This window comes from Pseudomonas syringae group sp. J254-4 (genome assembly GCF_032586855.1).
In the GTDB taxonomy this organism is placed as follows: domain Bacteria; phylum Pseudomonadota; class Gammaproteobacteria; order Pseudomonadales; family Pseudomonadaceae; genus Aquipseudomonas; species Aquipseudomonas amygdali.
Genome location: NZ_JAWHOO010000007.1, coordinates 34459 through 61199 on the forward strand (window position 1 = coordinate 34459; position 26741 = coordinate 61199).

A 26741-nucleotide genomic window follows, 5' to 3' on the forward strand; every position below is an offset into this window, starting at 1 on the left:
CCGCTAAACAAGAGCCTGAAATGACTGACTATAAAGCCACGCTAAATCTTCCGGACACCGCCTTCCCTATGAAGGCCGGCCTGCCCCAGCGCGAGCCGCAAACTCTGCAGCGCTGGGACAGCATTGGCCTGTACCAGAAGCTGCGCGAGATTGGCAAGGATCGTCCCAAGTTCGTCCTGCACGACGGTCCTCCGTACGCCAACGGCAATATTCACATCGGTCATGCGGTCAACAAGATTCTCAAGGACATGATCCTGCGTTCCAAGACCCTGGCGGGCTTCGATGCCCCGTATGTGCCGGGCTGGGACTGCCACGGTCTGCCGATCGAGCACAAGGTTGAAGTGACTCACGGCAAGAACCTCTCCGCAGACCGTACGCGTGAGCTGTGCCGCGCCTATGCGTCCGAGCAGATCGAAGGCCAGAAGTCCGAGTTCATCCGCCTGGGTGTGTTGGGTGACTGGAGCAATCCGTACCTGACCATGAACTTCGCCAACGAAGCCGGGGAAATCCGCGCGCTGGCCGAGATGGTCAAGGGCGGTTTCGTCTTCAAAGGCCTCAAGCCGGTCAACTGGTGTTTCGATTGCGGCTCGGCACTGGCTGAAGCCGAAGTCGAGTATCAGGACAAAAAGTCCTCGACCATCGACGTGGCGTTCCCGATCGCCGACGAAGCGAAACTGGCAGCCGCGTTCGGCGTGCCGTCGCTGGGCAAACCTGCCTCCATCGTGATCTGGACCACCACACCGTGGACCATTCCTGCCAACCAGGCGCTGAACGTCCACCCTGAATTCGAATACGCGCTGGTCGATGTCGGCGACAAACTGCTGGTGCTGGCTTCCGAACTGGTCGAAAGCTGCCTGGCCCGTTACAAGCTGGAAGGCTCGGTCATCGCGACCACCACCGGTCAGGCGCTGGAGCTGATCAACTTCCGCCACCCGTTCTACGACCGCCTGTCGCCAGTCTATCTGGCTGACTATGTCGAGCTGGGTGCCGGCACCGGTATCGTTCACTCCTCGCCTGCCTATGGCGTAGACGACTTCAATATCTGCAAGCAGTACGGCCTGAGCAACGACGACATCATCAGCCCGGTGCAGAGCAACGGCGTGTATGTCGAATCGCTGGAGTTCTTCGGTGGCCAGTTCATCTTCAAGGCCAACCAGAACATCATCGACAAGCTGGTCGAAGTCGGCAGCCTGATGGACACCGAAACCATCAGCCACAGCTACATGCACTGCTGGCGCCACAAATCGCCATTGATCTACCGCGCCACCGCGCAGTGGTTCGTGGGCATGGACAAACAGCCTGAGAGCGGCGAGACCCTGCGCAAGCGTGCGGTCAAGGCCATCGAAGACACTGAGTTCGTTCCGGCATGGGGCCAGGCGCGTCTGCATTCAATGATCGCCAACCGTCCTGACTGGTGCATCTCGCGTCAGCGCAACTGGGGCGTGCCGATTCCGTTCTTCCTGCACAAGGAAAGCGGCGACCTGCACCCACGCACCGTCGAGCTGATGGAAGAAGTGGCGCAGCGTGTCGAGAAAGAGGGCATCGAAGCCTGGTTCAAGCTGGACGCCAGCGAGCTGCTGGGTGACGAGGCTGCCAAGTACGACAAGATCTCCGACACCCTGGACGTCTGGTTCGACTCGGGCACCACGCACTGGCACGTATTGCGCGGTTCGCATCCGATGGGCCATGAAAGCGGTCCACGTGCCGATCTGTATCTGGAAGGTTCCGACCAGCACCGTGGCTGGTTCCACTCGTCGCTGCTGACCGGTTGCATGCTGGACGATCACGCACCGTATCGCGAGCTGCTGACCCACGGCTTTGTAGTCGACGAGAACGGCCGCAAGATGTCCAAGTCGCTGAACAACGTAGTGGCACCGCAGAAGGTCAACGACTCGCTGGGTGCGGACATCATGCGCCTGTGGGTATCGGCGACTGACTATTCGGGCGAGATGGCGGTTTCCGACCAGATCCTGCAGCGTAGCGCCGATGCTTACCGTCGTATCCGCAACACTGCGCGCTTCCTGCTCTCCAACCTGTCGGGCTTCAACCCGGCAACCGATATCCTGCCGGCCGAAGAAATGCTCGCGCTGGACCGTTGGGCCGTTGACCGCACGCTGCTGCTGCAACGCGAACTGCAAGAGCATTACGGCGAATACCGCTTCTGGAACGTGTACTCGAAGATCCACAACTTCTGCGTGCAGGAGCTGGGTGGGTTCTATCTGGACATCATCAAGGATCGTCAGTACACCACGGCTGCCGACAGCACCGCGCGTCGTTCCTGCCAGACCGCACTGTTCCACATCTCCGAAGCGCTGGTGCGCTGGATCGCGCCGATCCTGGCGTTCACCGCCGACGAGCTGTGGCAGTTCCTGCCGGGCGAGCGTAACGAATCGGTGATGCTCAACACCTGGTATGAAGGCCTGACTGAAATGCCTGCCGACTTCGAAATGGACCGCGCCTACTGGGAGCGGATCATGGCGGTGAAAACCTCGGTCAACAAGGAAATGGAAAACCTGCGCGCGGCCAAGGCGATTGGCGGCAACCTGCAGGCCGAAGTGACCCTGTACGCTGAAGATTCGCTGGTCGCCGACCTGTCGAAGCTGAGCAACGAACTGCGCTTCGTGCTGATCACCTCGACCGCCAGCGTTGCTCCGCTTGTGTCGGCTCCGGCTGATGCGGTGGTCACCGAGGTCGCGGGCCTGAAGCTCAAGGTGCTCAAGTCCAGCCATGCCAAGTGTGCCCGTTGCTGGCACCACCGCGAGGATGTGGGTGTAAACCCTGAACATCCGGAAATCTGCGGCCGTTGTGTAGACAACATCAGCGGTGCAGGCGAGGTGCGTCACTATGCCTGACACCTCGTTTGGCCGTCTGGCCTGGCTGTGGTTGAGCGTGCTGGTTCTGGTCATTGACCAGGCCAGCAAGTACTACTTCGAGAACGCCTTGAGCCTGTACCAGCAGATCATTGTGATTCCGGACTTCTTCAGCTGGACCCTGGCCTATAATACCGGTGCTGCCTTCAGTTTTCTGGCAGACGGTGCCGGCTGGCAGCGCTGGTTGTTTGCCCTGATCGCCATTGTGGTCAGTGCCGTGCTGGTCGTCTGGCTCAAGCGTCTGGGGCGCGACGATACATGGTTGGCTGTTGCACTGGCATTGGTACTTGGCGGCGCACTTGGCAACCTATACGACCGTATTGTGCTGGGCCATGTGATCGACTTCATTCTGGTCCATTGGCAGAACCGCTGGTACTTCCCGGCGTTCAATGTCGCTGACAGCGCGATCACTGTCGGCGCAATCATGCTGGCGCTGGATATGTTCAAGAGCAAGAAAACCGGAGAAACCGTCAATGACTGAGCAGTCTTCGACTCAAGGCTCGTCTGGTGAGCTGCGCATCGGTCAGAATACGCAGGTCACCTTGCACTTCGCCCTGCGTCTGGAAAACGGCGATACCGTCGACAGCACCTTCGAAAAGGCTCCGGCCACGTTCAAGGTTGGTGACGGCAACCTGTTGCCCGGTTTCGAAATGGCGATTTTCGGCTTCAAGGCGGGCGATCGTAAGACCGTGGAAATTCCGCCGGAAAACGCCTTTGGTCAGCCCAACCCACAAAACGTGCAGATCATGCCACGCTCGCAGTTTGTGGGAATGGAACTGTCCGAAGGGTTGCTGGTGATCTTCAACGACGCCGCCAATACCGAATTGCCCGGCGTGGTGAAGGCTTTCGATGATGATCAGGTCACCATCGACTTCAATCACCCGCTGGCAGGCAAGACACTGAGCTTTGAAGTGGAAATCTTCGAAGTGAAGGCGATTCTGGCTTCCTGACCTTCGCCCGGCCCAGGCCGGGCTGCCCGTACCAACCATGAGGCACAGCATGCAAATCAAACTCGCCAACCCCCGCGGCTTTTGTGCCGGAGTGGACCGCGCGATCGAAATCGTCAATCGCGCTCTGGAAGTGTTTGGTCCGCCGATTTATGTGCGCCATGAAGTCGTTCACAACAAATTTGTCGTCGAAGACCTGCGCTCTCGCGGTGCGATCTTCGTCGAAGAGCTGGACCAGGTGCCGGATGACGTCATTGTCATCTTCAGCGCCCACGGTGTTTCCCAGGCGGTGCGTACCGAAGCAGCTGGCCGTGGCCTGAAAGTATTCGATGCCACCTGTCCGCTGGTGACCAAGGTGCATATCGAGGTCGCCCGTTACAGCCGTGACGGCCGCGAGTGCATCCTGATCGGCCACGCCGGTCACCCGGAAGTCGAAGGCACCATGGGCCAGTACGACGCCAGCAATGGCGGCGCGATCTATCTGGTCGAAGACGAAGAGGACGTCGCCAGCCTGCAGGTGCGCAACCCCGATTCCCTGGCGTTCGTGACCCAGACCACCTTGTCGATGGACGACACCAGCCGGGTAATCGACGCGTTGCGCAAGCGCTTCCCGGCCATTGGCGGGCCGCGCAAGGACGACATCTGCTACGCCACGCAAAACCGTCAGGACGCGGTCAAGCAACTGGCCGACGAGTGTGACGTGGTGTTGGTAGTGGGCAGCCCGAACAGCTCCAATTCCAACCGCCTGCGCGAGCTGGCCGAGCGCATGGCGACTCCGGCGTACCTCATCGACGGTGCCGAGGACATGCAACAAGGCTGGTTCGAAGGCGTCGAGCGTATTGGCATTACCGCGGGTGCGTCGGCCCCGGAAGTTTTGGTGCGTGGTGTGATCCAGCAATTGCAAGCCTGGGGCGCCACCGGTGCGGATGAACTCGCCGGTCGCGAGGAGAACATCACGTTCTCCATGCCCAAGGAATTGCGCGTCAAGTCGCTGCTCTGAAGCTGCCTACCCGCACAACGCAACATCACGCCTCGTGTCCTCTATCCTGACCCGTCCAGTCGGCGCAACTATCACGCGATAGCTGCTGACCGGCTGGTCGTTTAGGCACACATGCAACGTGCCGTTGGTTCTGTTGCGCAAGTTGCCCAGGCCGTTGAAACTCAGTCGCTCCGTCACTTTCTGGTTGCCGACCACGCGGGTCATTCCGCCATTGGCGCGCTCTACAAGCAGCGTATCGTTTTCGTCGGGGCCTTTGCCGTCCAGGTCGAGTATGATCCGCCAGCCGTTGCTCCAGTCATCTTCAATGGCATGAATCGTCACAATTTGGTTGCGCGTTATAGCGGCGACTCTTGCCGAACGGATACCGCTGGCCAGTTCCTGAGCGGTGGCGAGCCCGCGGCTGGATTCGATCAGTTGCTTGAAAGAAGGTGTTGCGACGTTGGCCAGAATGCCGATCAGTGCAACGACGATCAATAATTCGATCAGTGTGAACCCTGCATGCCTCATATGCTTTCCTCCCTGGAAACCGCGTTCTCAGAACCTTGCGGGCATTCGTCGTCACAAAACAACCGTACGTCCCGCTGTGGATTTTCCTGCGGCATTGCTGCCTTATAGTCGTAACGTCTAGGAGACACTCAATGCGTCATATAGCCAAGGGATTCAGCCTCATCGAATTGTTAGTCACTGTGTCCCTGGTAGGCATCCTTGCGGCTATCGCTATCCCGAATTTCGCCAGTTCCATTCAGAGCAACAAGGCCGACACCGAGCTCAGCGATTTGCAGCGGGCGCTCAACTATGCGCGACTTGAGGCGATAAACCGGGGAGTGACGGTGCGTATTGCGCCGACCAGCGGGACGGCGTGGACTGGCGAATTGCAGGTTTATCTGGTTTCCGATGCCAACAAGAAGGCGCTTCGTACAGTGGCTGCAATGAGCAGCGGCGGTACGTTGGTGGCGGATCCCAATGTGGCGGCATTCGATTTCAACAATCTGGGCGGGCTAATCGTGCCGTCTTCGCTGGTAACCATGACCTACACCCGAGGCAGTACTACCAAAACCATGAGTATCTGCCTGACAGGCCGGATCGTCCTCAGTGGAAGCTGCAATGCCCAATGAAACCCGACATCGCCAGACCGGCATGACCCTGATCGAGGTGCTGGTTTCGGTACTGATCCTGGCTATAGGCCTGCTGGGCGCAGCCGCTATCCAGCTTAATGCCCTCAAATACACCGACAGTTCGGCCATGACCAGCCAGGCCAGCTTCATTGCGTACGACATGATGGATCGTATTCGGGCGAATGTTGATGGCAATGCGAGTGCCAACGGGTCGACCAATGTCCTGGCGAACTATGCCCTGGCGAGTCTGGCTACGGAGCAAGTCGCCAACCCGAACGATGCCAGGGTGCAGGATTTGTATGATTTCAAAACCAATATCGTTAATTTTGCGGGCGCAAGCGGCACGGGCAGTATTGATGTCAGCAAGGCTCCGGAGGTGACTATCATCATTGGTTGGAGCGATGCACGCGCTGCGGGTTCGAGCAATCAGGCAACAGGGAATACGACCGTCAGCCCGACCACTCAGATCTTCAAACTGGTCTCCCGGATCGGGGTCAACCCATGAGAAAACCGTCCAAAGGCTTCGGTCTGGTCGAAATCATGGTGGCGCTGGTGCTGGGGTTGGTTGTCAGCCTGGGTATCGTGCAGATATTCACTGCCGCCAGAGGCACTTATCAAAGCCAGAATGCAGCTGCCCGGATGCAGGAAGATGCCCGGTTCATATTGAGCAAACTGACTCAGGAAATCCGGATGACGGGTATGTATGGTTGCCTGAGTTTCAGCAATTACACGCCTGTAGCTCCCGCAGTCCCTTGGCCTGCTGCGCTGGATAATCCGATTCTTTGGGATAACCCGACCAAGACGCTCACCCTGGTGACGACCGATGTAGGTACCGCAGGCGGTACGCCGACCTGGACTATCGTTTCAAACTGCCAGACTACTACACAGCTCTACGCCAACACTCGGGCACCTGCTGCGGGGGAAACGGCTTTTCCGCTGCGGCAGCTGGTTTACAAGCTTACCGGTACAAATTTGACCATCCAGTACGGTACGGGCGGCGATGTACAACCGCTATTGCAGAATGTCGCGGATTTTACAGTTTCCTTTGGAATGGCAGGCAACCCGATGTTCTATACCACGGCAGTCACCAAGGCCAATGCTGCTAACGTTCGTAGCGTTCGTATCAGTCTGACGCTGCAGGATGGGCAGAATGGCATCGTCAAGAGTCAGCAGTACAACGTTGTTGCTTACCTGCGTAATCGCTTGTGAACGGGCCGGGTATGAACAAGACCATGCATTTCACCTCAACACAGACTTATGCTTTCCCTGCCAGACAGCGCGGCATGGTGCTGCTGGTCAGTCTCGTGTTCCTGTTGCTGCTGACATTGCTGGGCATTTCCTCCATGCAGAACGCCACATTGCAGGAGAAGATGGCGGGCAGTGTGACGGTTCGTAATGTTTCGTTTCAGGCAGCCGAGGCACAGCTGCGTCTCGGTGAGTCCAGGATCATGGAGTCCAGTTTTGCAATGGCAGTCTGTAACTCATTTGCTGCCTGCGCCCCGCCTGTTGATTCGACAACGGTACAGAATCCGGGGCTGGGCACTTCTGGGGTGACCTGGATCGGAACTAGCGCTGCGATGTTTGGCATTCAGAATCTGGGTACAACGCCTACGCCCATAAAACGTCCTGCAAATTGTACGGGCTCGGTAACGATGTATCGGGTAACAGCCATCGCCATTCAAGGCACCTCGCGAACGGTGCTGGAGAGTATCTATGCCAATTGCTAAGGCGCTTCGTGGTGGCTTGAAATACCTTTATGGCGCGCTGCTTGCGCTGTATCTGGCAAGCCCGGTTTATGCCTTCACGCCAGCGCAAGTGCCCCTGTTGAGCTCTCCGGCGGTGCCACCAAACCTTATGTTGCTGGTCGATAACTCGGGCAGTATGTACAACATCATCTGGGATTCAGGGTTTGACGCATCGGTCAATCGTCCAAATATTGGTTACTACTCGACTCAGTGCCTGAGTGGCTTGATTACCGTAGCGTGCCCGTTCATGAGCACCATTTCGGACGACCAGACCCTGTCGGTGGGGGATATCAACGCCAACAGCATATTTACTCTTTCACTCATGTGTCCATTTGGCGGTCGTGCAGTATTTCGCAATGGCATTCAGTACTGCCTTAATTTGCCGGATCCAGCCGGTAGCGGGCTGACCCGTTATACCGCTGATTACCTGTCTTATCTCATTGATCTGGTCAGCCCCAACTTTTTTGGTGTTCGAAACTACACCAATGGCGTAATTCCCAATGACTATCGAATGAACGTCGCGAAAACCGTGGCGACCAATCTGGTGACCAACAATACATCGCTCAGGATTGGCCTCGCGTCTTTCAACCAACCCACAAACAGTGATCCTGGTCCCGGAGGCAAGATTGCCAGGGTGGTCGCGGACCTCTCTCCGGTAGCGGTCAGCACTTATCAAACCACTGGCGTCTCTCAACAGCAGGCTACGCAGAATATTACTGACCTCAAAACGGCCATCACCAACCTGACCCCGTCAGCCAATACCCCACTGGCTGAAACCTATTACGAGATCACCCGCTACTTCCGGGGGATGACGCCGTTCTATCAAAGCGGATCGACCTATGTGAGTCCGATCCAGTACCGCTGCCAGAAAAACTATGGCGTCGTGATTACCGATGGCTTGCCCACCTATGATCGTACGTTCCCCACCAACGACCCTGACGATGTCCTGGACACCACTCGCTCGCTACCCAACTGGGATTTAAACGCAGCCAATGACGGTGCCAACCTGTCTGGCGATGGTGAGGGAGATACGCTGTATCTGGACGATCTTGCCAAGTTCGCCTATGACATCGATCTGCGCCGGGATGCTGTGACTGCCGGGGGCGACCTGACCGGCAAAAGCTGGGACACCGCAGGCTTTGTGAAACAGAATATGAGCACCTATACCATTGGGTTCACTGCATCGAATCAGATGTTGAACGATGCGACCGATGATAATCATGGCCATGGCAAATACTTCCAGGCCAATGACAGCGCGGGGCTGACATCTGCCTTGAATCTGGCATTGAGCGACATTTATGCCAAGGTCGGTTCTGGCGCAGGCGGGGCGGCAAACTCATCAACGCTCCAGTCGGGGACTCAGTTCTACCAGACGCTTTACGACCCAACCGATTGGCATGGCACTATCAAAGCCTACAACCTGGATCAGACCAATGGAGCGTTGAGTGCACCGGTCTGGACTACCGACACCGCCATCGTCAGTGGGGCAACGGCACCGGTCTTCGAATCCTGGAACGTTGCCACTCCGGGGAGGATCGCTCTGGATTACAACGCCTTCAGCACTGCTCAACAGACGGCACTGAACGCTACCTTGCCAACCAATGCCACCGGGGCAGAGCTTATCGCCTGGGCCAAGGGGACCACCAACGCGAAGTTCAGGACACGTACCCGGCTGCTGGGCGATATAGTCAACTCTTCGCTTGGTACTGCATTCCCTTCACAAAAGACCGCCGCCGACCTGACAGGTGACACCACTTACACCACCTATCTGGCCACCAAGGCAAACAGCATGACTCCCAGCATTCTGGCCAATGCCAATGACGGCTTTTTCAACGTTATCAATACCAGTGATGGTTCAAGACGATACGCCTACATGCCATCCACCGCCCTGACTTCACTGGCTACCATCGCATCGACCACTTATGGATCCGGCGTGCACAAGTTCACCGTGGATGGGCAGATTGCAGTGTTTGATACGCAATTGTCAGCCGGTTCAGCGTGGCGCACCGTCGCTTATGGTGGGACCGGGGCTGGTGGCAAGGCGTTCTTCGCAATCAAGCTATTTGAGGGGACGAGTAACACCGTCAGCGCGTTATGGGAGGTCAAGGCACCTGACACGTCCGACACCAACAACAAATTCAACAATCTTGGATACGCTTATTCCAAACCGGATGTCGCGCGGATGGCGGATGGCACCGGGATTATGGTGGTCGGGAACGGTTATGGCAGTTTCACCGGCAGAGCGTCGCTGTATGTACTGAATGCCAATACCGGGGCGTTCATTGCCGAGATCCAGACGCCGGTGCTTAACAACGAAACCGATAACGGGCTTTCTTCGGTCAAATTGCGTGTCAACGCTCAGAACGTGGTTCAGGCTGCCTACGCGGGCGACCTGAAAGGGCGGCTGTGGAAGTTCGACATGAGTGGTGCAACCGCCGCCAGCTGGAAAGTGGCTTTTGGCGGCGCGCCTTTGTTCACGGCACCGCGTGGTGCCAACCAACCGATAACGGTTCAACCCTTCGTGCTCGATCATCCGCTCAACGGCAAGATCGTTTATTTCGGGACAGGCAAGTTTCTGGAAGTTGCAGACAAGCAAACCACTGCCCTTCAGGACTTTTACGCGATATGGGATGCCGACTCCGGAACGGGTAGCACTGTCGAGGCGAACCTGCAGGCGCAGGCGGTCAATGGCAGCGTCATCAGTAACGGAACTACCTATTTCACATCGACAACCAATGATGTGGATTGGTCAGTCAAGAAAGGCTGGTACATGCCGCTCTCCGCAGTAGCACCCTATCTGGGGGAGCGAATCATTTATCCCGCGCAGACCAGTAGGGGCCGGATTATTTTCTCGACTGCATCCGTAAACTCCGCCGACCCTTGTGAAAGCACCGGCACCGGTCGTTTGTTCGAGCTCAATGCCGCGACTGGCAGCATGCTTAACTATCAGGTGCTCGATACCAGCGGCGATAGCGCTATCAACAGTTCAGACCTGCTTGTCGCGGGACTGGGGTACACCGGCATCCCGGTCGTCTCAGCTATCGTCTCGGGTGCCGGGAACGGCAATGATGTGAAGATCGTTAATAACTCCACGGGCAATCCGGCTGAGCCTCTGCAGGAAAAGGGCGGGAGTGGCAGCCAACGCATCATGTGGCGACAAATCCAATAGGGAAACGAATCATGCGAGCGATATCCAGGGGCTTTACGTTGATCGAACTCATGATCGTCGTGGCGATTGTCGGTATTCTGGCGGCCATCGCGTACCCCAGTTACACCGAATACGTGAAGCGTACCCAGCGGTCGGCGATTGCCAGCCTGCTGTCCGAGCAGACCCAGGCGCTGGAGCGCTTCTATTCGCAAAAGGGAACTTATGCTGATTACAAGGGTGTGGTTGCCAGCAATGCGTACTACACGATTAATCCGGTCCTCAACGCCACCGACTTCACCCTGACGGCTACACCCATAGCCGGCACGCTGATGGCCGGTGACAAGTGCGGCAGTTTCGTGATCACCAACACTGGTGCGCGCAGCAACACTGGCGCTACCTCGGGCGTGACCACCAAAGACTGCTGGGGCCGCTAAACCGTTTCCTTGTCCCGAGACCAAGATGTCCAAGCAAAAAACAGTCATTGTCGGCGGTGGCGTCATAGGTCTGCTGACCGCCTTCAATCTCGCCTCCGAGCAGGTCAGCGTCGTGCTGCTGGATCGTTCGGGCGTTGGTCAGGAGTCTTCCTGGGCGGGCGGCGGGATTGTTTCGCCGCTTTATCCGTGGCGCTACAGCCCGGCAGTCACCGCGCTGGCGCACTGGTCGCAGGACTTCTACCCGCACCTCGCCGAGCGTTTGCTCGCACAGACCGGCATCGATCCCGAGGTTCACAAGACAGGCCTGTACTGGCTCGACCTTGACGACGAACAGGCCGCGCTTGAATGGGCGGTGCGCGAGAAACGCTCGTTGACCAGTGTCGATATCTCGGCGGTGAATGATGCCGTACCGGTTCTGGGGGGGGGCTATTCGCGGGCTATCTACATGGCCGATGTGGCCAACGTGCGCAATCCCCGGCTGGTCAAGTCGCTCAAGGCTGCCTTGCTGGCGATGCCCAATGTCGAGATTCGCGAGCAGTGCGAAGTCAGCGGTTTTGTGCGCGAGGGTAGCAGGGTTTCGGGCGTGAGCACGCCTTCGGGCGATGTAACCGGGGATCGGGTGATTCTGGCAGCGGGGGCGTGGAGTGGTGAACTGCTCAAGACCCTTGGTCTGGACCTGCCGGTCGAGCCGGTAAAAGGCCAGATGATTCTCTACAAGTGTGCGTCGGACTTTCTGTCGAGCATGGTGCTGGCCAAAGGGCGCTACGCGATCCCGCGCCGTGACGGCCACATACTCATAGGCAGCACCCTGGAACATGAAGGGTTCGACAAGACCACCACGCATGCCGCGCTGGAAAGCCTCAAAGCGTCGGCCATCGAATTGCTTCCGGAACTGGCCAACGCTGAGCCTGTCGCCCAATGGGCAGGCCTGCGTCCCGGCTCGCCCGAGGGCATTCCGTTCATCGGGCCCTTGGCCGGGTTTGATGGCCTGTGGCTCAACTGCGGTCATTACCGCAACGGTCTGGTGCTGGCCCCGGCTTCCTGCCAGTTGATCACTGACCTGCTGCTGAACCGCGAGCCCATTATTGATCCTGCGCCTTATACACCTTTAGGGCGTCTGCATTTTTCGACTGACTGAATTCAGGCAGGCTGTGTCTCCAGGCGTCGCCCGCTGCCATCCGGCCTGATCCTGAACCAGATCGAGTACATGGCTGGCAGAAACACCAGGGTCAGCACCGTACCCGCAAAGGTGCCGCCGATCAGCGTGTAGGCCAGCGTGCCCCAGAATACCGAATGGGTGAGCGGGATAAAGGCCAGAATGGCGGCCAGCGCCGTGAGTATCACGGGGCGCGCACGTTGTACGGTAGCCTCGACCACCGCTTGAAACGGGTCGAGCCCCGCCTGCTCGTTGTGGTGTATCTGGCCAATCAGAATCAGCGTATTGCGCATCAGAATGCCGGACAGTGCGATCAGCCCGACCAGTGCATTGATGCCGAATGGCTGCTGAAAGAGGATCAGCGTAGGCACTACACCGATCAGCCCCAGCGGACTGGTCAGGAAGACCATGACCATGGCGGATATCGAACGCACCTGAAGAATCAGAATGATCAGCGTGACCGCAAGCATGATCGGAAACAATGGCAACATCGCTGTCATGGCCTTGCCGGACTCCTCGATTGAACCTGCCTGCTCGATCCGGTAACCGCTGGGCAGCTTGTCGATAATCGGCTGTAACTGTCGGGTTATGGCTGTCGACACATCCGGTGGTTGCAGGCCGTCGGCTATGTCGCCCCGCACAGTGATGGTCGGCGTGCGGTCGCGCCGTCGCATCACCGGTTCCTCCATACGCACATCAACGGTACCAATCTGCGACAGCGGAACACGTTGCCCGTCGACGCCGGTGAGGGTGAAGTCCATTATCTTCGCCGGATCAAGTCGGGTGTCGCCGGCCGAGCGGGCGACGACCTGCACGGTGCGAATATCCTCGCGCACTGCCGTAACGGGCAGACCTGTCAGGAGAAACTGCAGTTGCTGAGCCACCTGACTGGAACTCAGCCCCATGGCCTGCATACGGTCCTGTTGCAAAGTGAAATGCAGCGCCGGAGTACGTGTGCCCCAGTCGGTATTGACGGTGCGCATCATCGGGCTGGCGTTCAGAACCTGTTGTACCTGCGCCGCAATGCTGCGCAGTGTTTCCGGGTCGCGTCCGGCAATACGGTAAGCGACGGGGTAGGGCGAATAGGGGCCGAAGACCAGTTGCGTGACTCTTACCTGTGCCTCGGCGGCCAGCCCCTCGGAAATAGCCTGACGCAATCGGTGCTTCAGCGTTTCACGCTGTTCCTGGCTGTCGGTGCGCACTACGATCTTGGCGAATGACGGGTCAGGCAATTCCGGCCCCATCGCCATGTAGAAGCGTGGCGCACCCTGACCAATGTAGGCGGTGACGATCCCGGCTTCCGCCTGTTCAGCCAGCCAGCTTTCCACTTTTGCAGCGGCCGCACTGGTTTGAGAAATCGAGGTGCCATAAGGCATCTGCAGTTCGATCAATACTTCAGGACGATCGGACACTGGAAAGAACTGTTTCTTGACCAGTCCCATGCCCAGCACGGCCAGCACAAAGAGCCCGATGACCGAGCCTGCTACCAGCCATTTGCCTGCAATGACGCGCGCCAGAATCCGACGGAAGCGGTTGTAGCGTGGCGTGTTGTAAAGCGCCTGATGTCCGCCTTCGATCTGCTTCACATCAGGCAACAATTTGACGCCCAGATATGGGGTGAAAAAAACGGCGACCACCCACGAGGCAATCAGCGCGATACCGACGATCCAGAACATGTTGCTGGTGTATTCGCCTGCCGTGGAGCGCGCGAAGCCGTTGGGCATGAAGCCGACGGCGGTGACCAGCGTGCCGGATAACATCGGCGCGGCGGTGTGGCTCCAGGCATACGCAGAGGCAGCGACGCGGTCGTATCCTTCTTCCATCTTCACCACCATCATTTCGATGGCGATGATCGCATCATCTACCAGCAGCCCGAGTGCCAGGATCAGCGAGCCCAGTGTGATCCGGTCGAAATTCTTGCCGCTCATGGCCATGATTACGAAGACCACCGCCAGGGTCAGCGGGACGGCGGCAGCAACCACCACACCGACACGCCAGCCCATGCTGATAAAACAGACCAGCATGACCACCAGCAGTGCGACGAAGAACTTGATCATGAACTCATCGACCGCCGAACTGATATTGACGGCCTGATCCGTGACCTTGCTCAGGCTCATGCCCAGTGGCAGTTCGGCGTTGATCGCGCCCACTTCCTTGTCCAGTGCCGTTCCCAGGTCCAGCCCGTTCCAGCCATCGCGCATGACGATCCCCAGCAGCAGCGCAGGCTCGCCGCCGTTGCGAATCATGAACGTCGCCGGATCTTCGTAACCGCGCTTTACTGTGGCAATGTCCGCCAGCTTCAATGTCCGGCCCTGTGCCACAACAGGTGTGTCGCGGATTTTCTGCAGCTCATCGAAAGCGCCGTCGAGCCTGATAAATACCTGCGGTCCTCGGGTTTCGACCGAGCCTGCGGCAGTCAGCGCGTTCTGGTCGTTCAGCGCGGCAAATACCGTTTGAGGGCTGATACCCAGCGTTGCCAGCCGTTCGTGAGAGAACTCGACGTAGACTCGCTCGGGCTGCTCGCCCACGATATTGACCTTTTTCACTCCCGGCACATGCAGCAAGCGCTGGCGCAGTGATTCGGCGTCACGCGCCAGTACGCGCTGCGGCTCGCCTTTGGCCTTCAGCGCGAACAGCGCGAAGGTGACGTCCGAATACTCGTCGTTGACCATCGGCCCGATAACCCCGGACGGAAGAGTCATGGCCTCGTCACCGATTTTCTTGCGCGCCTGGTAAAACTCATCCGGCACTTGCGACGGCGGCGTGCTGTCGAGCAGAGTCAGGGTTGTGAATGCCATGCCTGGTCTGGTGTAGGTTTCAGCGCGGTCGTACCAGCGCAACTCCTGAAGGCGCTTTTCAATCTTCTCCGCCACCTGATCCTGCATCTCCTGGGCGGTTGCTCCCGGCCAGACTGACACCACGGTCATTACCTTGACGGTAAACGCCGGGTCTTCGGCCCGGCCCAGTTTGAAAAAGGCAATGATCCCGGCCAGCGAAATCAGGCAAACAAGGAACAGGGTAATCGAGCGCTCGCGGACGGCCAGCGCTGACAGATTGAAACGGTCATTACTCATGGACGCGCGCTCTGTGCCAAGGCCGCTTGAGCGGTCACTCTTACTTGCTGGCCTTCGTGCAGAAGGTGCGCGCCAAGTGCGACTATTCGTGTGCCTGGCTTGAGCTGCGTACTGATGCTGGCTTGCTCGTCATCAAGCTGCTGAACCACTACTGGCGTCCAGTAAACCTGTGCTGGCTCCCCTTGAATTACCCAGATGCCCGGTCCCTTGCCAGCGTCATACAGCGCGCCGATTGGCACCCGCAACGTGCTTTGCCCGGTGCTATCTGCGCTGGGGATTTTCACGGTGATGGTGGTGCCCAGCGGGGCATTTGCCATCTCGCCCTCGAGTATCCAGCGAGCTTCGAAGGTGCGGGTCTGACGGTCCGCAACGTCCGACAGCTGTCGCAAGCGTGTCGTGGCGCTGATGTCCTGATTGCCGAACAGCGTGGCCTGGGCGATAGAGCCGATACGGGGGCGCAGGTTTTCCGGAAGTTGAATAACCGCTTCACGCGGTCCGGCGTGTGCCACGCGTACCACGGCTTGCCCGGCACTGACGACCTGACCGGGCTCAACGAGGGTTTCCATGACAATGCCGTCGGCATCCGCCACAAGGTCTGCGTAGCGAGTTGCATTGAGAGCAACTTCTGCCTGCGCTTCAGCTGCACTGAGTCGAGCTTTGGCCGAATCAGCCGTCGATTTGATCTGGTCGTAGCTTGACGCTGAAATGGCGCCACTGCTGCGCAGGCTTCGGTAACGTATCTCTTCGTCTGCGGCCTGCTTTGCCTGGGCTCTGGCCGCATTCACTGCTTCGCGTTGGGCGTTGGCAGCGAGCTTCAGGTCGGCTGGGTCGATACGCATCAACGGTTGACCGCGCTTGACGGCCTGCCCGGTATCGACAAACCGCTCCAGCACCTTGCCGGACACCCGAAAACCAAGGTCGCTTTGCACCCGCGCCGCTACGGTTCCGGTGAAGGAGCGGGGCTCCAGGCCGGCCTCCTGGAGGCTCGCAACGCGCACCAGTGGCGCTTCTGTGCGCGGGTCCGCTGGCGTTTTTTCGTTGCAGCCGGTCAAGACAGCCGGCAAAACACTGGCGAGAGCAAGCAAAACGAATCGGTGCCGGAGCATGGGAATCTCAATGTGCAGTGATCAGTGTCTGCACTTTGATTCCAGTGACCAATTTAGTCAATAGTCACAATTGTTGTTTTGTTAAGGCGACAGGCTGCGCAGCACCAGGCTGGATAACTGACTTGGCCCTTCGTCGGTGTGCTCGAAGCTGTATTGCAGCAGCAGCGGGTTGATGTAGGGGCGCATGACCAGATAGATCGCCATGACCGTTTCATCAAGAGGCGTCTTGCGCTCGAAGTCGCCGGTCTGTCGGCCTTCCTGCAGAATGTCCCGGAGAGTGGCCTTGAGGTGTTCCTCGTAAACCAGCGTCGCCTGCCAGCGTTCGGTAGCTGCCGATGTGGCGATTTCGTACAGCTTGCGGTCCTGCGAAAACAGGCGAATGCTGGCCTCAACGACTGATTTGAACATGCGTCGCAGCTTTTCCGGTGGCTTGTCAGTTTGGCTGATTGCAGCGCTGACTTCGGCCTCGATTTCACTCAGACAGTGGGCGCATATCATCTCGCCGATGGCCTGTTTGGACTCGAAGAATTTGTAGATGTACGCCTTGGAAAAACCGATAGCCCTGGCGAGATCGGACACGGTGGTCTTGCCGTAACCGTACTGGCTGAAATGTTCGGTGGCCGCAATCACGATCTGATCACGAATCTCATGGTCCACCGGACCACGACCTGCTGCGGGATTGCTGATGTTTTTGCTCATGGGGCGGAGCTTACTGACATTGGAGTAAGTGGACAATAAGTGACATTGTTGGGGATTGGTCACGACCATTAAGGTCTCAACGCACGCGACATCCAACCGGGACCGGACGCAGAGCGTCCAGAAACGCATGCCGAAGCGGAGCGTCGCACGATAGATTATCGTTGCCCAGACACTTATCGTTCCTCACGCTCCAGCGTGGGAATGCCTGGGGTGACGCTCCGCGTCACAAATCTGCGCTGCGCCGCCTATTCAGGATAGGACGCAGAGCGTCCAGAAATGCATGCCGACGCGGAGCGTCGCACGATAGTGGAGATTATCGTTCCTCGCGCCCTAGCCCAGACACTTATCGTTCCTCACGCTCCAGCGTGGGAATGCCTTGCGTGACGCTCCGCGTCACAAATCTGCGTCGCGCCGCCTATTCAGGATAGGACGCAGAGCGTCCAGAAACGCATGCCGACGCGGAGCGTCGCACGATAGTCGGTCAGGCTGTGCCGTACGGAGCGCTCAATCCAGGCCCAGTTTCTTCAGCCGATAACGCAGCGATCTGAAGGACAAGCTGAGCCTTTCTGCCGCTGCGGTACGGTTCCAGCGGGTTTCTTCCAGGGCCTGCAGAATCAGCTTGCGCTCGATGCTTTCCAGGTAATCTTCAAGGTTGTCGATGTCGGCCAGGCTAGGGCTGTTGGGCTCCTGGGGGCTGGCGGACTCTGCCAGGCGCAGATCGCTGGCGTGGATTTCATCGTTTTCACAGAGCGTGTAGGCGCGCTCCAGCATGTTTTCCAGTTCGCGCACGTTACCGGGGAATCGGTAGCTCTTCAGCGTGTCCAGCGCCTGCGCATTCAGGCGCGCCACCGGTTGCGTGCCATTGCCGGCAAGTCTTCGGAGAACACTGGCTGCCAGTTGATCGATATCCTCGCGCCGCTCGCGCAATGAGGGGACGCGCACTTCGATCACGTTCAACCGGTAATACAGATCCTGACGGAAACGACCTGCCGCAACCTCTGCGTTCAGGTTCTTGTGCGTTGCGCACAGAATGCGTACGTCCACGATCTGTTCTTGCTGGCTGCCTACACTGCGGATGGACTTTTCCTGGATGGCTCGCAACAGTTTTACCTGCATGGCCAGCGGCAGGTCGGCCACCTCGTCGAGAAACAGCGTCCCGGTATGTGCCGCCTGAAACAGACCAGGCTTGTCTTCGTGGGCGCCGCTGAAACTGCCTTTGCGATGGCCAAAGAATTCGCTTTCCATCAGCTCGGAAGGAATGGCCCCGCAATTCACCGGTATGAACGGTTTGTCGATGCGCGGGCCCTGCTCGTGGATCAGCCGCGCTACAAGCTCCTTGCCACTGCCCGATTCGCCGCTGATGTAGATCGGCGCCTGGCTGCGGGCCAGCTTGCCGATCTGGTTGCGCAAGGTACGCATCGCCAGCGAGTCGCCCAGCAGGCGGCTGTCGATGCTGCGTGCTGGCTGGGCGCAAGGCAGGCTCAGCGCACTATTGACCAGTTCGCGCAGCCTGCCGAGGTCAACCGGCTTGGTCACAAAATCGAAAGCCCCGGCCTTGAGCGCGTTAATCGCGGTGTCCAGGTTGCCGTGGGCAGTGATCATCGCCACCGGCAAATGGGGGTAGCCGTGCTGGATATGCTGGACCAGCTCAAGGCCATTGCCGTCGGGCAGACGCATGTCGGTCAGGCACATGTCGAACGGCTCGCGGGCCAGCCAGTCGTGGGCCTCGGCAACATTGCGGGCGCATCGGGTATCGAGTTTCATGCGCCCCAGAGTGATCTCCAGCAGTTCGCGGATATCCGGCTCGTCATCGACTATCAGGATTTTTTGCCGTTGGCTCATGCTCAGCTCGTTTTGAACGGGTGGGCGAAGGTTATGCGCAGACAACTGCCGCCACCTTGCCGCGGGACGTATTCCAGGTGCGCCTGATTGCTTTCGCACAGCTCGCGTGACAGATATAGACCAAGACCGGTGCCTTTGCTTTCCGTGGTGAAAAACGGCTCGAACAGCTTGGCCAAATGTTGCTCGCTGACCCCCGGCCCGTCGTCCTGCACTTCAAGAATCGGCAAGTCGCTTTGTTGGTCATGATGCAGCTTCAGCCAGACCTGCGCTGACGAATGATTTCTGCCGCTGTAGCGCAGGCCGTTCTGTAGCAGGTTGGTCATGATCTGGGTCAGTTGCCCGGAATCCATGCGGGTTGTCAGCGTTCCGGGGCTGATGTCGACATGAACCGACTGTCCGGCCATGGCGGCGCTGCGAAACTCGGCAACAAAGTTTTCCAGCCAGGTTTTCAGGTCCAGCAATTCGGGTTGCGACTCACGCCGGCGTGACAGTTGCAGAACATTTTCGATGACCCGATCAATACGTCCCGACTGGTCATGAATGATCTGTCCCAGGCGTCGGTCCGCTGCACTGAGTTCTTCAGATTCGTTGAGTAACTGTGCGGCATGGCTGACTGCGCCCAGCGGGTTGCGTATCTCGTGGGCAATCCCGGCGGTCAGGCGTCCCAGCGCGGCGAGCTTGAGCTGCTGCGCCTGATGGGCAATCTGCGACAGGTCTTCAAGAAAGATCAGCGTCTGGCGCTGATCGCCACGATTGAGTGCGGCAAAGCTCGGTTGCAGCACCGGCCCGATGGGTGAAGTCGTGACGCTGCGCGGCACCATGATCGGGTTGACGAGCCACTGACGCAGGCGTTCCACCAACTGCGGCGAGTAAGCGTCGATAACCTGGCCGACCAGTCGCTCGTGGCCCAGTAGGGTAAGGGCACCTTGATTGGCCAGCAGCACCTGACGGTTGGCATCCAGTACCAGAATGCCGGTACGCATGCGTTGCAGGATCAGCGCGTTGAGTTCTTCAAGGCTGTCGACATCCGCTGCACGCTGTTCGGCCAGCACTTCGCTGACCTGCATGCGCGCTGTCAGCGCTTGCACCAGCAGTGCGGCGGCGAAGCACAGGGCACCCAGAGAGCCGGCCTGCACGTAGTCGTTGGAAACCGACGGTGTACCGAAGCTGATATAGAACGTCAGGTAGATGATGCCGATGGCAGAAACGGCGGCGATCAGCAAACCGATACGGCCCCGCAGCAATACATTGCTGATTGCTACGGAAGCAATCAACAGATTGCCTATGCCGCTGGAAGGGCCACCCGCCGCGTAGAACAGCGCAGAGAGCATGATTGCGTCAGTCATTGCCAGACTGAACAGCTGCGCCTGACGGCTGGGACGCTCCAGCAGCACGACGACCAGAATATTGAACACTAGATACAGCCAGCAACCCGAACGGAACAGGTTCGGATTGGCCAGTTGCAACAGTTCGGTTTCCAGGCTGCTGGAAATCAGCAGGACCAGTACGACGCCGATGGTCAGTCGATAAAGGTGGTAAAGCCGCAGGATCCGTTGCGCCTGTGGGCTGGCAAGCGAGGGCGTGTCAGCGGTCACGTGCCGCAGGGCCTTCCAGGCGGTGTGCCTCGCTGCAATACCATTGCTGTGCCTGGCTCAGCGCGCGATCCTGAGGCAGATGAACGCCGCAGTGTGCGCAGCGCACCATTGGGGTGGCCGCTATTTCAGGCGGCTCGGCACGGGATTTCGGCTTGGGGGGATTGATCAGGCGCTTGACGAACCAGATCACCGCCGCGATCAACGCGGCCCACATAAGTAAGCGAACCATGACTACCAGCTTAGTGATTGACGATGGCGCAGTGTAGCCAAGGTACAGTCAGGCGCACAGTGGCTGCGGCGCATAAATGTGCTGCATAAAAAAAGAGGCCCGAAGGCCTCTTTCTTAATGCCGTGAAGATCAGTCGAACAGACCCAGGGTCATGTAGCTGAACCACGAACGGCTCTTGGTGCCCTTCGCTTCGGCGTCTTTTTCCGCCTGCTCGTCCAGCTCTGCCTGATTTTCCGGCAACAGCTCTTTCGGAATGGCGTCCTTGGCGTCCTGATACTGCTTCTTGATGTCCTGATCGGCACGGGTCTGGCCCGGTGGCAGCGGTGCGCTACCGTCGATCAGACCAAGGGTCGCTTTCGACAGCCACGAGCGGTTGTCGGCTTCGGCCTGACGCGGGGTGAACTTGCCGTCAGCCAATTGCGGGTGGTTCGGGTAGTTGGTTTTGAGCACTTCAAGGCTGGTGGCTGCCAGATCGTCGAGGTGCAGACGCTGATAGGACTCGACCATAACGGCCAGACCGTCACCTACCGATGGCGTCTCCTGGAAGTTTTCCACGACATAGCGGCCACGGTTGGCGGCGGCGACATAGGCCTGACGGGTCAGGTAGTAGTCGGCTACGTGAATTTCGTAGGAGGCCAGCAGGTTGCGCAGGTAGATCATGCGCTGCTTGGCATCCGGCGAATAGCGGCTGTTCGGGAAGCGGCTGGTCAGCTGAGCGAACTCGTTGAACGAGTCGCGGGCAGCACCCGGGTCACGTTTGGTCTGGTCCAGCGGCAGGAAGCGCGCCAGCAGGCCGACATCCTGATCGAAGGAGGTCAGGCCCTTCATGTAATACGCGTAATCGACGTTCGGGTGCTGTGGATGCAGGCGGATGAAACGCTCGGCAGCGGATTTGGCTGCTTCGGGTTCACCGTTCTTGTAGTTCGAGTAGATCAACTCGAGCTGGGCCTGATCAGCGTAGCGACCGAACGGATAGCGTGATTCCAGCGCCTTGAGTTTCTCCGTGGCACTGTTATAGCTGTTATTTCCCAGGTCGGCCTGCGCCTGCTGGTACAGCTCGACTTCGCTGAGGTTTTCGTCGATGACTTCCTTCGACGAACAGGCCGCAGTCAATGCGAGGATGGCGATCAGCAGCAGGTGTTTCACTTGCATGGCGGCTTGCGTCCCTATAACGGCCTGCTGTCTTGGGCGGGGCCGTCCTGTTATGATGAGCGCCCCGCGATACCAGCGGGACAAAAGACGCCGTATTTAACCACAAGCGCGCTGCCGAAACCAAAGGCTAGCCGCCACCTAGTCTGGTCATGTCCGAAAATATAGAACTCCGCGCAGAGGTGCCGTCCGAATTGGGCGGTCAACGCCTCGATCAAGTCGCCGCACAATTATTCGCTGAGCACTCGCGCTCGCGCCTTTCCGCCTGGATCAAGGACGGCCGCCTGACTGTGGACGGAGGCGTATTGCGCCCCCGCGACATCGTGCATGGTGGCGCTGTTCTCGAGCTGATTGCCGAGCAGGAGGCCCAGGGTGAATGGGTTGCTCAGGACATCGAGCTCGATATCATCTATGAAGACGACCAGATCCTCGTCATCAACAAGCCTGCGGGTCTGGTGGTGCATCCGGCTGCCGGTCATGCCGACGGCACGCTGCTCAATGCCTTGCTGCACCATGTGCCGGACATCATCAATGTTCCGCGTGCCGGCATCGTGCATCGTCTGGACAAGGACACCACTGGTCTGATGGTGGTCGCCAAGACCATTCAGGCACAGACCCAACTGGTTACCCAGTTGCAGAGTCGCAGTGTCAGCCGTATCTACGAGTGCATCGTGATCGGCGTGGTGACCGCAGGCGGCAAGATCGACGCACCGATCGGTCGTCACGGCCAGCAGCGTCAGCGCATGGCCGTGATGGAAGGCGGCAAGCAGGCGGTCAGTCATTACCGCGTGCTGGAGCGCTTCCGTTCGCACACGCATGTGCGCGTCAAGCTGGAAACCGGCCGTACGCACCAGATCCGCGTGCACATGGCGCATATCAACTACCCGTTGGTCGGCGACCCGGCCTATGGTGGTCGTTTCCGCATTCCGCCAGCCGCCAGCCTGACCATGGTCGACTCGCTCAAGACTTTCCCGCGGCAGGCGCTGCATGCCCGCTTCCTGGAGCTGGATCATCCGATCACCGGCAAGCGCATGAGCTGGGAATCGCCACTGCCGGATGATTTCGTCTGGTTGCTGTCGCTGCTCAAGCAGGATCGCGAGGCGTTCATCGGGTGAATGACTGGCTGACACCTGACTGGCCTGCGCCAGCTCGGATCAAGTCGTGCGTCACCACCCGCTCGGGCGGGGTCAGTCTGGCCCCGTTCGACAGCCTCAATCTGGGCGATCACGTCGATGACAGCCCACAGGCCGTGACGAGCAATCGCCTGCGCCTGACCTCCCGTCTCAACGTTGAGCCCGCCTGGTTGAAGCAGGTGCATGGCGTAGACGTCGTGCCTGCTGATCCGTCCCGGGTTGTCGAAGCCGATGCCAGCTGGACCGATAGCCGAGGCGTCGCCTGCACCATCATGACCGCCGATTGTCTGCCCGCACTGTTCTGTCGTCGCGATGGCACTCGCGTCGCCGCCGCGCATGCTGGCTGGCGCGGATTGGCGGCCGGTGTGCTGGAAGCCACCGCCGACAGTTTGCAGTGCGCTGCCGAAGACATCATGGTCTGGCTTGGCCCGGCTATCGGCCAGCCGTCTTTCGAAGTCGGCCCCGAGGTGCGCGAAGCCTTTATCCACAGCCATTCGCAGACAGCCGATGCATTTGTCGCCAGTTCGAATCCTGATCGTTTCATGGCCGACATCTACGCGCTCGCCCGGTTAAGACTGGCAGCCCAAGGTGTCTCTGCCGTGTATGGCGGCGGGCTGGATACCCTCACCGATCCGCGCTTCTTTTCCTACAGGCGTGCCGCGCGCACTGGCCGCTTCGCTTCGCTAATATGGATCGAACACGCCTGATTGCCGGGCTGTTTTGCACATTCCAGCTAGACTTGCCTGAACACTCGTCTGATCTGTATCAACCACGGCCCGCTTGAAACGCGCAGAATCGTCCGCATCTAACTGGCTATTCAGCAGGTTTTCTTTATAGGTGTGTTCATTGCTCCGGCCTGCATTAAAGGAAGGTGACTAATGCGTATCGACAGATTGACCAGTAAATTACAGTTAGCGTTATCCGATTCCCAGTCGCTGGCCGTTGGCCTCGACCATCCGGCCATCGAGCCTGCGCATTTGATGCAGGCGCTGCTTGAACAGCAGGGCGGTTCCATCAAGCCCCTGTTGCTGCAAGTCGGCTTCGACATCAACAGCCTGCGCAAGGAACTGAGCGCAGAGCTGGACCGACTGCCAAAAATCCAGAACCCCACTGGCGACGTCAACATGTCGCAGGATCTTGCGCGCCTGCTTAACCAGGCCGACCGTCTGGCACAGCAGAAAGGCGATCAATTCATTTCCAGCGAGCTGGTCTTACTCGCGGCAATGGACGAGAACAGCAAACTCGGCAAATTGTTGCTGGGGCAGGGCGTCAGCAAGAAAGCTCTGGAAAACGCGATCAACAACCTGCGCGGCGAAGGTGCCGTGAATGACCCGAACATCGAAGAGTCGCGTCAGGCACTGGACAAGTACACCGTCGACCTGACCAAGCGCGCCGAAGAGGGCAAGCTCGACCCGGTGATCGGCCGCGATGACGAGATTCGTCGCACCATTCAGGTCCTGCAACGTCGTACCAAGAACAACCCGGTGCTGATCGGCGAACCTGGCGTGGGTAAAACCGCTATCGCCGAAGGCCTGGCGCAACGCATCATCAACGGCGAAGTGCCGGATGGCCTGCGCGGCAAACGCTTGCTGTCGCTGGACATGGGCGCATTGATTGCCGGTGCCAAGTACCGTGGTGAGTTCGAAGAGCGCCTGAAGTCGCTGCTCAACGAACTGTCCAAGCAGGAAGGCCAGATCATCCTGTTCATCGACGAACTGCACACCATGGTCGGCGCCGGCAAAGGCGAAGGCTCGATGGACGCTGGCAATATGCTCAAGCCTGCGCTGGCTCGCGGCGAGCTGCATTGTGTCGGTGCCACCACGCTCAACGAGTACCGCCAATATATAGAGAAGGACGCTGCGCTTGAGCGTCGTTTCCAGAAAGTGCTGGTGGACGAGCCGAGCGAAGAAGACACCATCGCAATCCTGCGTGGCCTGAAAGAGCGCTATGAAGTGCACCACAAGGTCGCCATTACTGACGGTGCGATCATCGCCGCGGCCAAGCTGAGCCATCGCTATATCACCGATCGCCAGTTGCCTGACAAGGCCATCGACCTGATCGACGAAGCGGCCAGCCGCATTCGTATGGAGATCGATTCCAAGCCTGAAGTGCTTGATCGTCTTGAGCGTCGCCTGATCCAGCTGAAAGTGGAAGCCCAGGCGCTCAAGAAGGAAAAGGATGAAGCGGCTATCAAGCGCCTGGAAAAACTCCAGGAAGAAGTGGTGCGCCTTGAGAAGGAATACGCCGATCTCGAAGAAATCTGGACCTCGGAAAAAGCTGAAGTAACGGGTTCTGCACAGATCCAGCAGAAAATAGAGCAGTCCCGTCAGGAACTGGAAGCGGCGCGTCGTCGTGGCGACCTGAACCGCATGGCCGAGTTGCAGTACGGGATCATTCCGGACCTGGAACGCAGCCTGCAAATGGTCGATCAGCACGGCAAACCCGAGAACCAATTGCTGCGCAGCAAAGTGACCGAGGAAGAAATTGCCGAAGTGGTGTCAAAGTGGACCGGTATTCCCGTGTCGAAAATGCTGGAAGGCGAGCGCGAGAAGCTGTTGCGCATGGAAACCCTGCTGCACAACCGGGTAATCGGTCAGGAAGAAGCGGTGGTCGCGGTCTCCAATGCCGTACGTCGTTCGCGTGCAGGGCTTTCCGACCCGAATCGCCCGAGCGGTTCGTTCATGTTCCTTGGCCCGACCGGTGTGGGTAAGACCGAACTCTGCAAAGCGCTGGCCGAATTCCTGTTCGATACCGAAGAGGCGATGGTGCGTATCGATATGTCCGAGTTCATGGAGAAACATTCCGTGGCTCGTCTGATCGGCGCACCACCGGGCTATGTCGGTTACGAAGAGGGCGGCTACCTGACCGAAGCCGTGCGTCGCAAACCGTATTCGCTGATCCTGCTCGACGAGGTCGAGAAGGCGCATTCCGACGTGTTCAACATCCTGTTGCAGGTGCTTGAAGACGGACGCCTGACTGACAGCCACGGGCGGACGGTGGACTTCCGCAATACCGTGATCGTCATGACCTCCAACCTGGGCTCGGCGCAGATCCAGGAACTGGTCGGTGATCGTGAAGCGCAACGTGCTGCGGTGATGGATGCGGTCGGTACGCACTTCCGCCCGGAATTTGTGAACCGGATCGACGAAGTGGTGATCTTCGAACCGCTGGCGCGTGACCAGATCGCCGGTATCACCGATATTCAGCTGGGCCGCCTGCGCAAGCGTCTGGCTGAGCGCGAGCTGGCGCTGACCCTGAGCCCCGAGGCGCTGGACAAGCTGATTGCCGTCGGTTACGACCCGGTCTATGGAGCACGGCCGCTGAAGCGGGCGATCCAGCGCTGGATCGAGAACCCGCTGGCACAGATGATCCTCTCGGGCAGCTTCATGCCCGGTACCACCATCACCGGCAAGGTGGTCGACGACGAGATCGTGTTTGCCTGATAGCGCTCGCCAGCTCTATATAGAGGGCCCTCTCGCCGAGGGCCTTTTTTCTGAGG

The 26741-nt window shown here is 58.8% G+C and carries 22 protein-coding genes; 14 read left to right on the forward strand and 8 right to left on the reverse strand.

The window, feature by feature from the left end; translation table 11 throughout:
• Positions 1 to 20: 20 nt before the first annotated feature.
• The 4 genes from ileS to ispH are packed head-to-tail and all read left to right on the forward strand — an operon-like array spanning position 21 to position 4817.
• A complete protein-coding gene (gene ileS, locus RYB09_RS10855; RefSeq protein WP_316888301.1) occupies positions 21 to 2852 on the forward strand; it encodes an isoleucine--tRNA ligase in 2832 nt (943 codons plus the stop codon).
• Entirely contained in the window at positions 2845 to 3351 is a 507-nt protein-coding gene (lspA, locus tag RYB09_RS10860; protein ID WP_004667306.1) for a signal peptidase II, read from the forward strand. The genes ileS and lspA overlap by 8 nt, the downstream gene beginning before the upstream one ends.
• Positions 3344 to 3820: a peptidylprolyl isomerase gene (locus RYB09_RS10865; protein ID WP_002551981.1), complete on the forward strand. Its 477-nt coding sequence runs from the start codon at positions 3344 to 3346 to the stop codon at positions 3818 to 3820. The genes lspA and RYB09_RS10865 overlap by 8 nt, the downstream gene beginning before the upstream one ends.
• Before the next feature lie 49 nt (positions 3821 to 3869).
• A complete protein-coding gene (gene ispH / locus RYB09_RS10870) occupies positions 3870 to 4817 on the forward strand; it encodes a 4-hydroxy-3-methylbut-2-enyl diphosphate reductase (RefSeq protein WP_004659634.1) in 948 nt (315 codons plus the stop codon).
• A gap of 6 nt (positions 4818 to 4823) precedes the next feature.
• Here ispH and RYB09_RS10875 read toward each other — a convergent pair whose 3' ends face one another.
• Complete coding sequence (locus RYB09_RS10875) at positions 4824 to 5324, reverse strand: GspH/FimT family pseudopilin (RefSeq protein ID WP_122259796.1); 501 nt, start codon at positions 5322 to 5324, stop codon at positions 4824 to 4826.
• Positions 5325 to 5455: 131 nt separating this feature from the next.
• Between RYB09_RS10875 and RYB09_RS10880 the strand changes: the two genes are divergently transcribed.
• From RYB09_RS10880 to thiO, 7 genes are read left to right on the forward strand one after another with little or no spacing between them, the layout of a single operon-like run.
• The gene (locus RYB09_RS10880) at positions 5456 to 5932 is read left to right on the forward strand and encodes a GspH/FimT family pseudopilin (RefSeq protein ID WP_122259797.1); all 477 of its coding nucleotides are present in this window, start codon (positions 5456 to 5458) and stop codon (positions 5930 to 5932) included.
• Positions 5922 to 6437, forward strand: a complete 516-nt coding sequence (gene pilV, locus RYB09_RS10885; protein WP_005733840.1) for a type IV pilus modification protein PilV — start codon at positions 5922 to 5924, stop codon at positions 6435 to 6437. The genes RYB09_RS10880 and pilV overlap by 11 nt, the downstream gene beginning before the upstream one ends.
• Entirely contained in the window at positions 6434 to 7141 is a 708-nt protein-coding gene (locus RYB09_RS10890; protein WP_316888307.1) for a PilW family protein, read from the forward strand. The genes pilV and RYB09_RS10890 overlap by 4 nt, the downstream gene beginning before the upstream one ends.
• An 11-nt stretch (positions 7142 to 7152) precedes the next feature.
• Positions 7153 to 7659 (forward strand): PilX N-terminal domain-containing pilus assembly protein, encoded by a 507-nt coding sequence (locus RYB09_RS10895; RefSeq protein WP_004663457.1) that lies wholly within the window; start codon positions 7153 to 7155, stop codon positions 7657 to 7659.
• A complete protein-coding gene (locus RYB09_RS10900; protein ID WP_122259798.1) occupies positions 7646 to 10846 on the forward strand; it encodes a pilus assembly protein in 3201 nt (1066 codons plus the stop codon). Before RYB09_RS10895 ends, RYB09_RS10900 begins: the two co-directional genes overlap by 14 nt.
• 11 nt (positions 10847 to 10857) lie before the next feature.
• The gene (locus RYB09_RS10905; RefSeq protein WP_044321996.1) at positions 10858 to 11259 is read left to right on the forward strand and encodes a type IV pilin protein; all 402 of its coding nucleotides are present in this window, start codon (positions 10858 to 10860) and stop codon (positions 11257 to 11259) included.
• Between the two features lie 25 nt (positions 11260 to 11284).
• Positions 11285 to 12397, forward strand: coding sequence for a glycine oxidase ThiO (thiO, locus tag RYB09_RS10910; protein ID WP_316888312.1), 1113 nt, complete (start codon positions 11285 to 11287; stop codon positions 12395 to 12397).
• A 2-nt stretch (positions 12398 to 12399) separates the two neighbouring features.
• Here the strand turns inward: thiO and RYB09_RS10915 are convergent, their stop codons facing one another.
• The 7 genes from RYB09_RS10915 to RYB09_RS10945 form a co-directional block, all read right to left on the reverse strand.
• Positions 12400 to 15489, reverse strand: coding sequence for an efflux RND transporter permease subunit (locus RYB09_RS10915; RefSeq protein ID WP_316888314.1), 3090 nt, complete (start codon positions 15487 to 15489; stop codon positions 12400 to 12402).
• The gene (locus tag RYB09_RS10920) at positions 15486 to 16595 is read right to left on the reverse strand and encodes an efflux RND transporter periplasmic adaptor subunit (RefSeq protein WP_316888316.1); all 1110 of its coding nucleotides are present in this window, start codon (positions 16593 to 16595) and stop codon (positions 15486 to 15488) included. Before RYB09_RS10920 ends, RYB09_RS10915 begins: the two co-directional genes overlap by 4 nt.
• Positions 16596 to 16676: 81 nt before the next feature.
• Positions 16677 to 17294 carry a TetR/AcrR family transcriptional regulator gene (locus RYB09_RS10925; protein ID WP_004663466.1) on the reverse strand — a complete coding sequence of 206 codons (618 nt, stop codon included), beginning with the start codon at positions 17292 to 17294 and terminating at the stop codon, positions 16677 to 16679.
• A gap of 504 nt (positions 17295 to 17798) precedes the next feature.
• On the reverse strand, positions 17799 to 19136 hold the full coding sequence (locus tag RYB09_RS10930; RefSeq protein ID WP_122281263.1) for a sigma-54-dependent transcriptional regulator: 1338 nt from the start codon (positions 19134 to 19136) through the stop codon (positions 17799 to 17801).
• 2 nt (positions 19137 to 19138) lie between these two features.
• Positions 19139 to 20731 carry a sensor histidine kinase gene (locus tag RYB09_RS10935; protein ID WP_316888319.1) on the reverse strand — a complete coding sequence of 531 codons (1593 nt, stop codon included), beginning with the start codon at positions 20729 to 20731 and terminating at the stop codon, positions 19139 to 19141.
• Positions 20721 to 20960, reverse strand: coding sequence for a PP0621 family protein (locus RYB09_RS10940; RefSeq protein WP_002551997.1), 240 nt, complete (start codon positions 20958 to 20960; stop codon positions 20721 to 20723). The genes RYB09_RS10935 and RYB09_RS10940 overlap by 11 nt, the downstream gene beginning before the upstream one ends.
• Before the next feature lie 129 nt (positions 20961 to 21089).
• On the reverse strand, positions 21090 to 22112 hold the full coding sequence (locus RYB09_RS10945; RefSeq protein ID WP_005733851.1) for an outer membrane protein assembly factor BamD: 1023 nt from the start codon (positions 22110 to 22112) through the stop codon (positions 21090 to 21092).
• Positions 22113 to 22261: 149 nt separating this feature from the next.
• On the opposite strand from RYB09_RS10945, the gene rluD reads away from it, so the two are divergent.
• From rluD to clpB, 3 genes are all read left to right on the forward strand, one after another.
• Complete coding sequence (gene rluD, locus RYB09_RS10950) at positions 22262 to 23224, forward strand: 23S rRNA pseudouridine(1911/1915/1917) synthase RluD (RefSeq protein ID WP_005895286.1); 963 nt, start codon at positions 22262 to 22264, stop codon at positions 23222 to 23224.
• Complete coding sequence (gene pgeF / locus RYB09_RS10955; RefSeq protein WP_316888322.1) at positions 23221 to 23949, forward strand: peptidoglycan editing factor PgeF; 729 nt, start codon at positions 23221 to 23223, stop codon at positions 23947 to 23949. The genes rluD and pgeF overlap by 4 nt, the downstream gene beginning before the upstream one ends.
• A gap of 171 nt (positions 23950 to 24120) precedes the next feature.
• On the forward strand, positions 24121 to 26685 hold the full coding sequence (gene clpB, locus RYB09_RS10960) for an ATP-dependent chaperone ClpB (protein ID WP_058408731.1): 2565 nt from the start codon (positions 24121 to 24123) through the stop codon (positions 26683 to 26685).
• Positions 26686 to 26741: the final 56 nt, after the last annotated feature.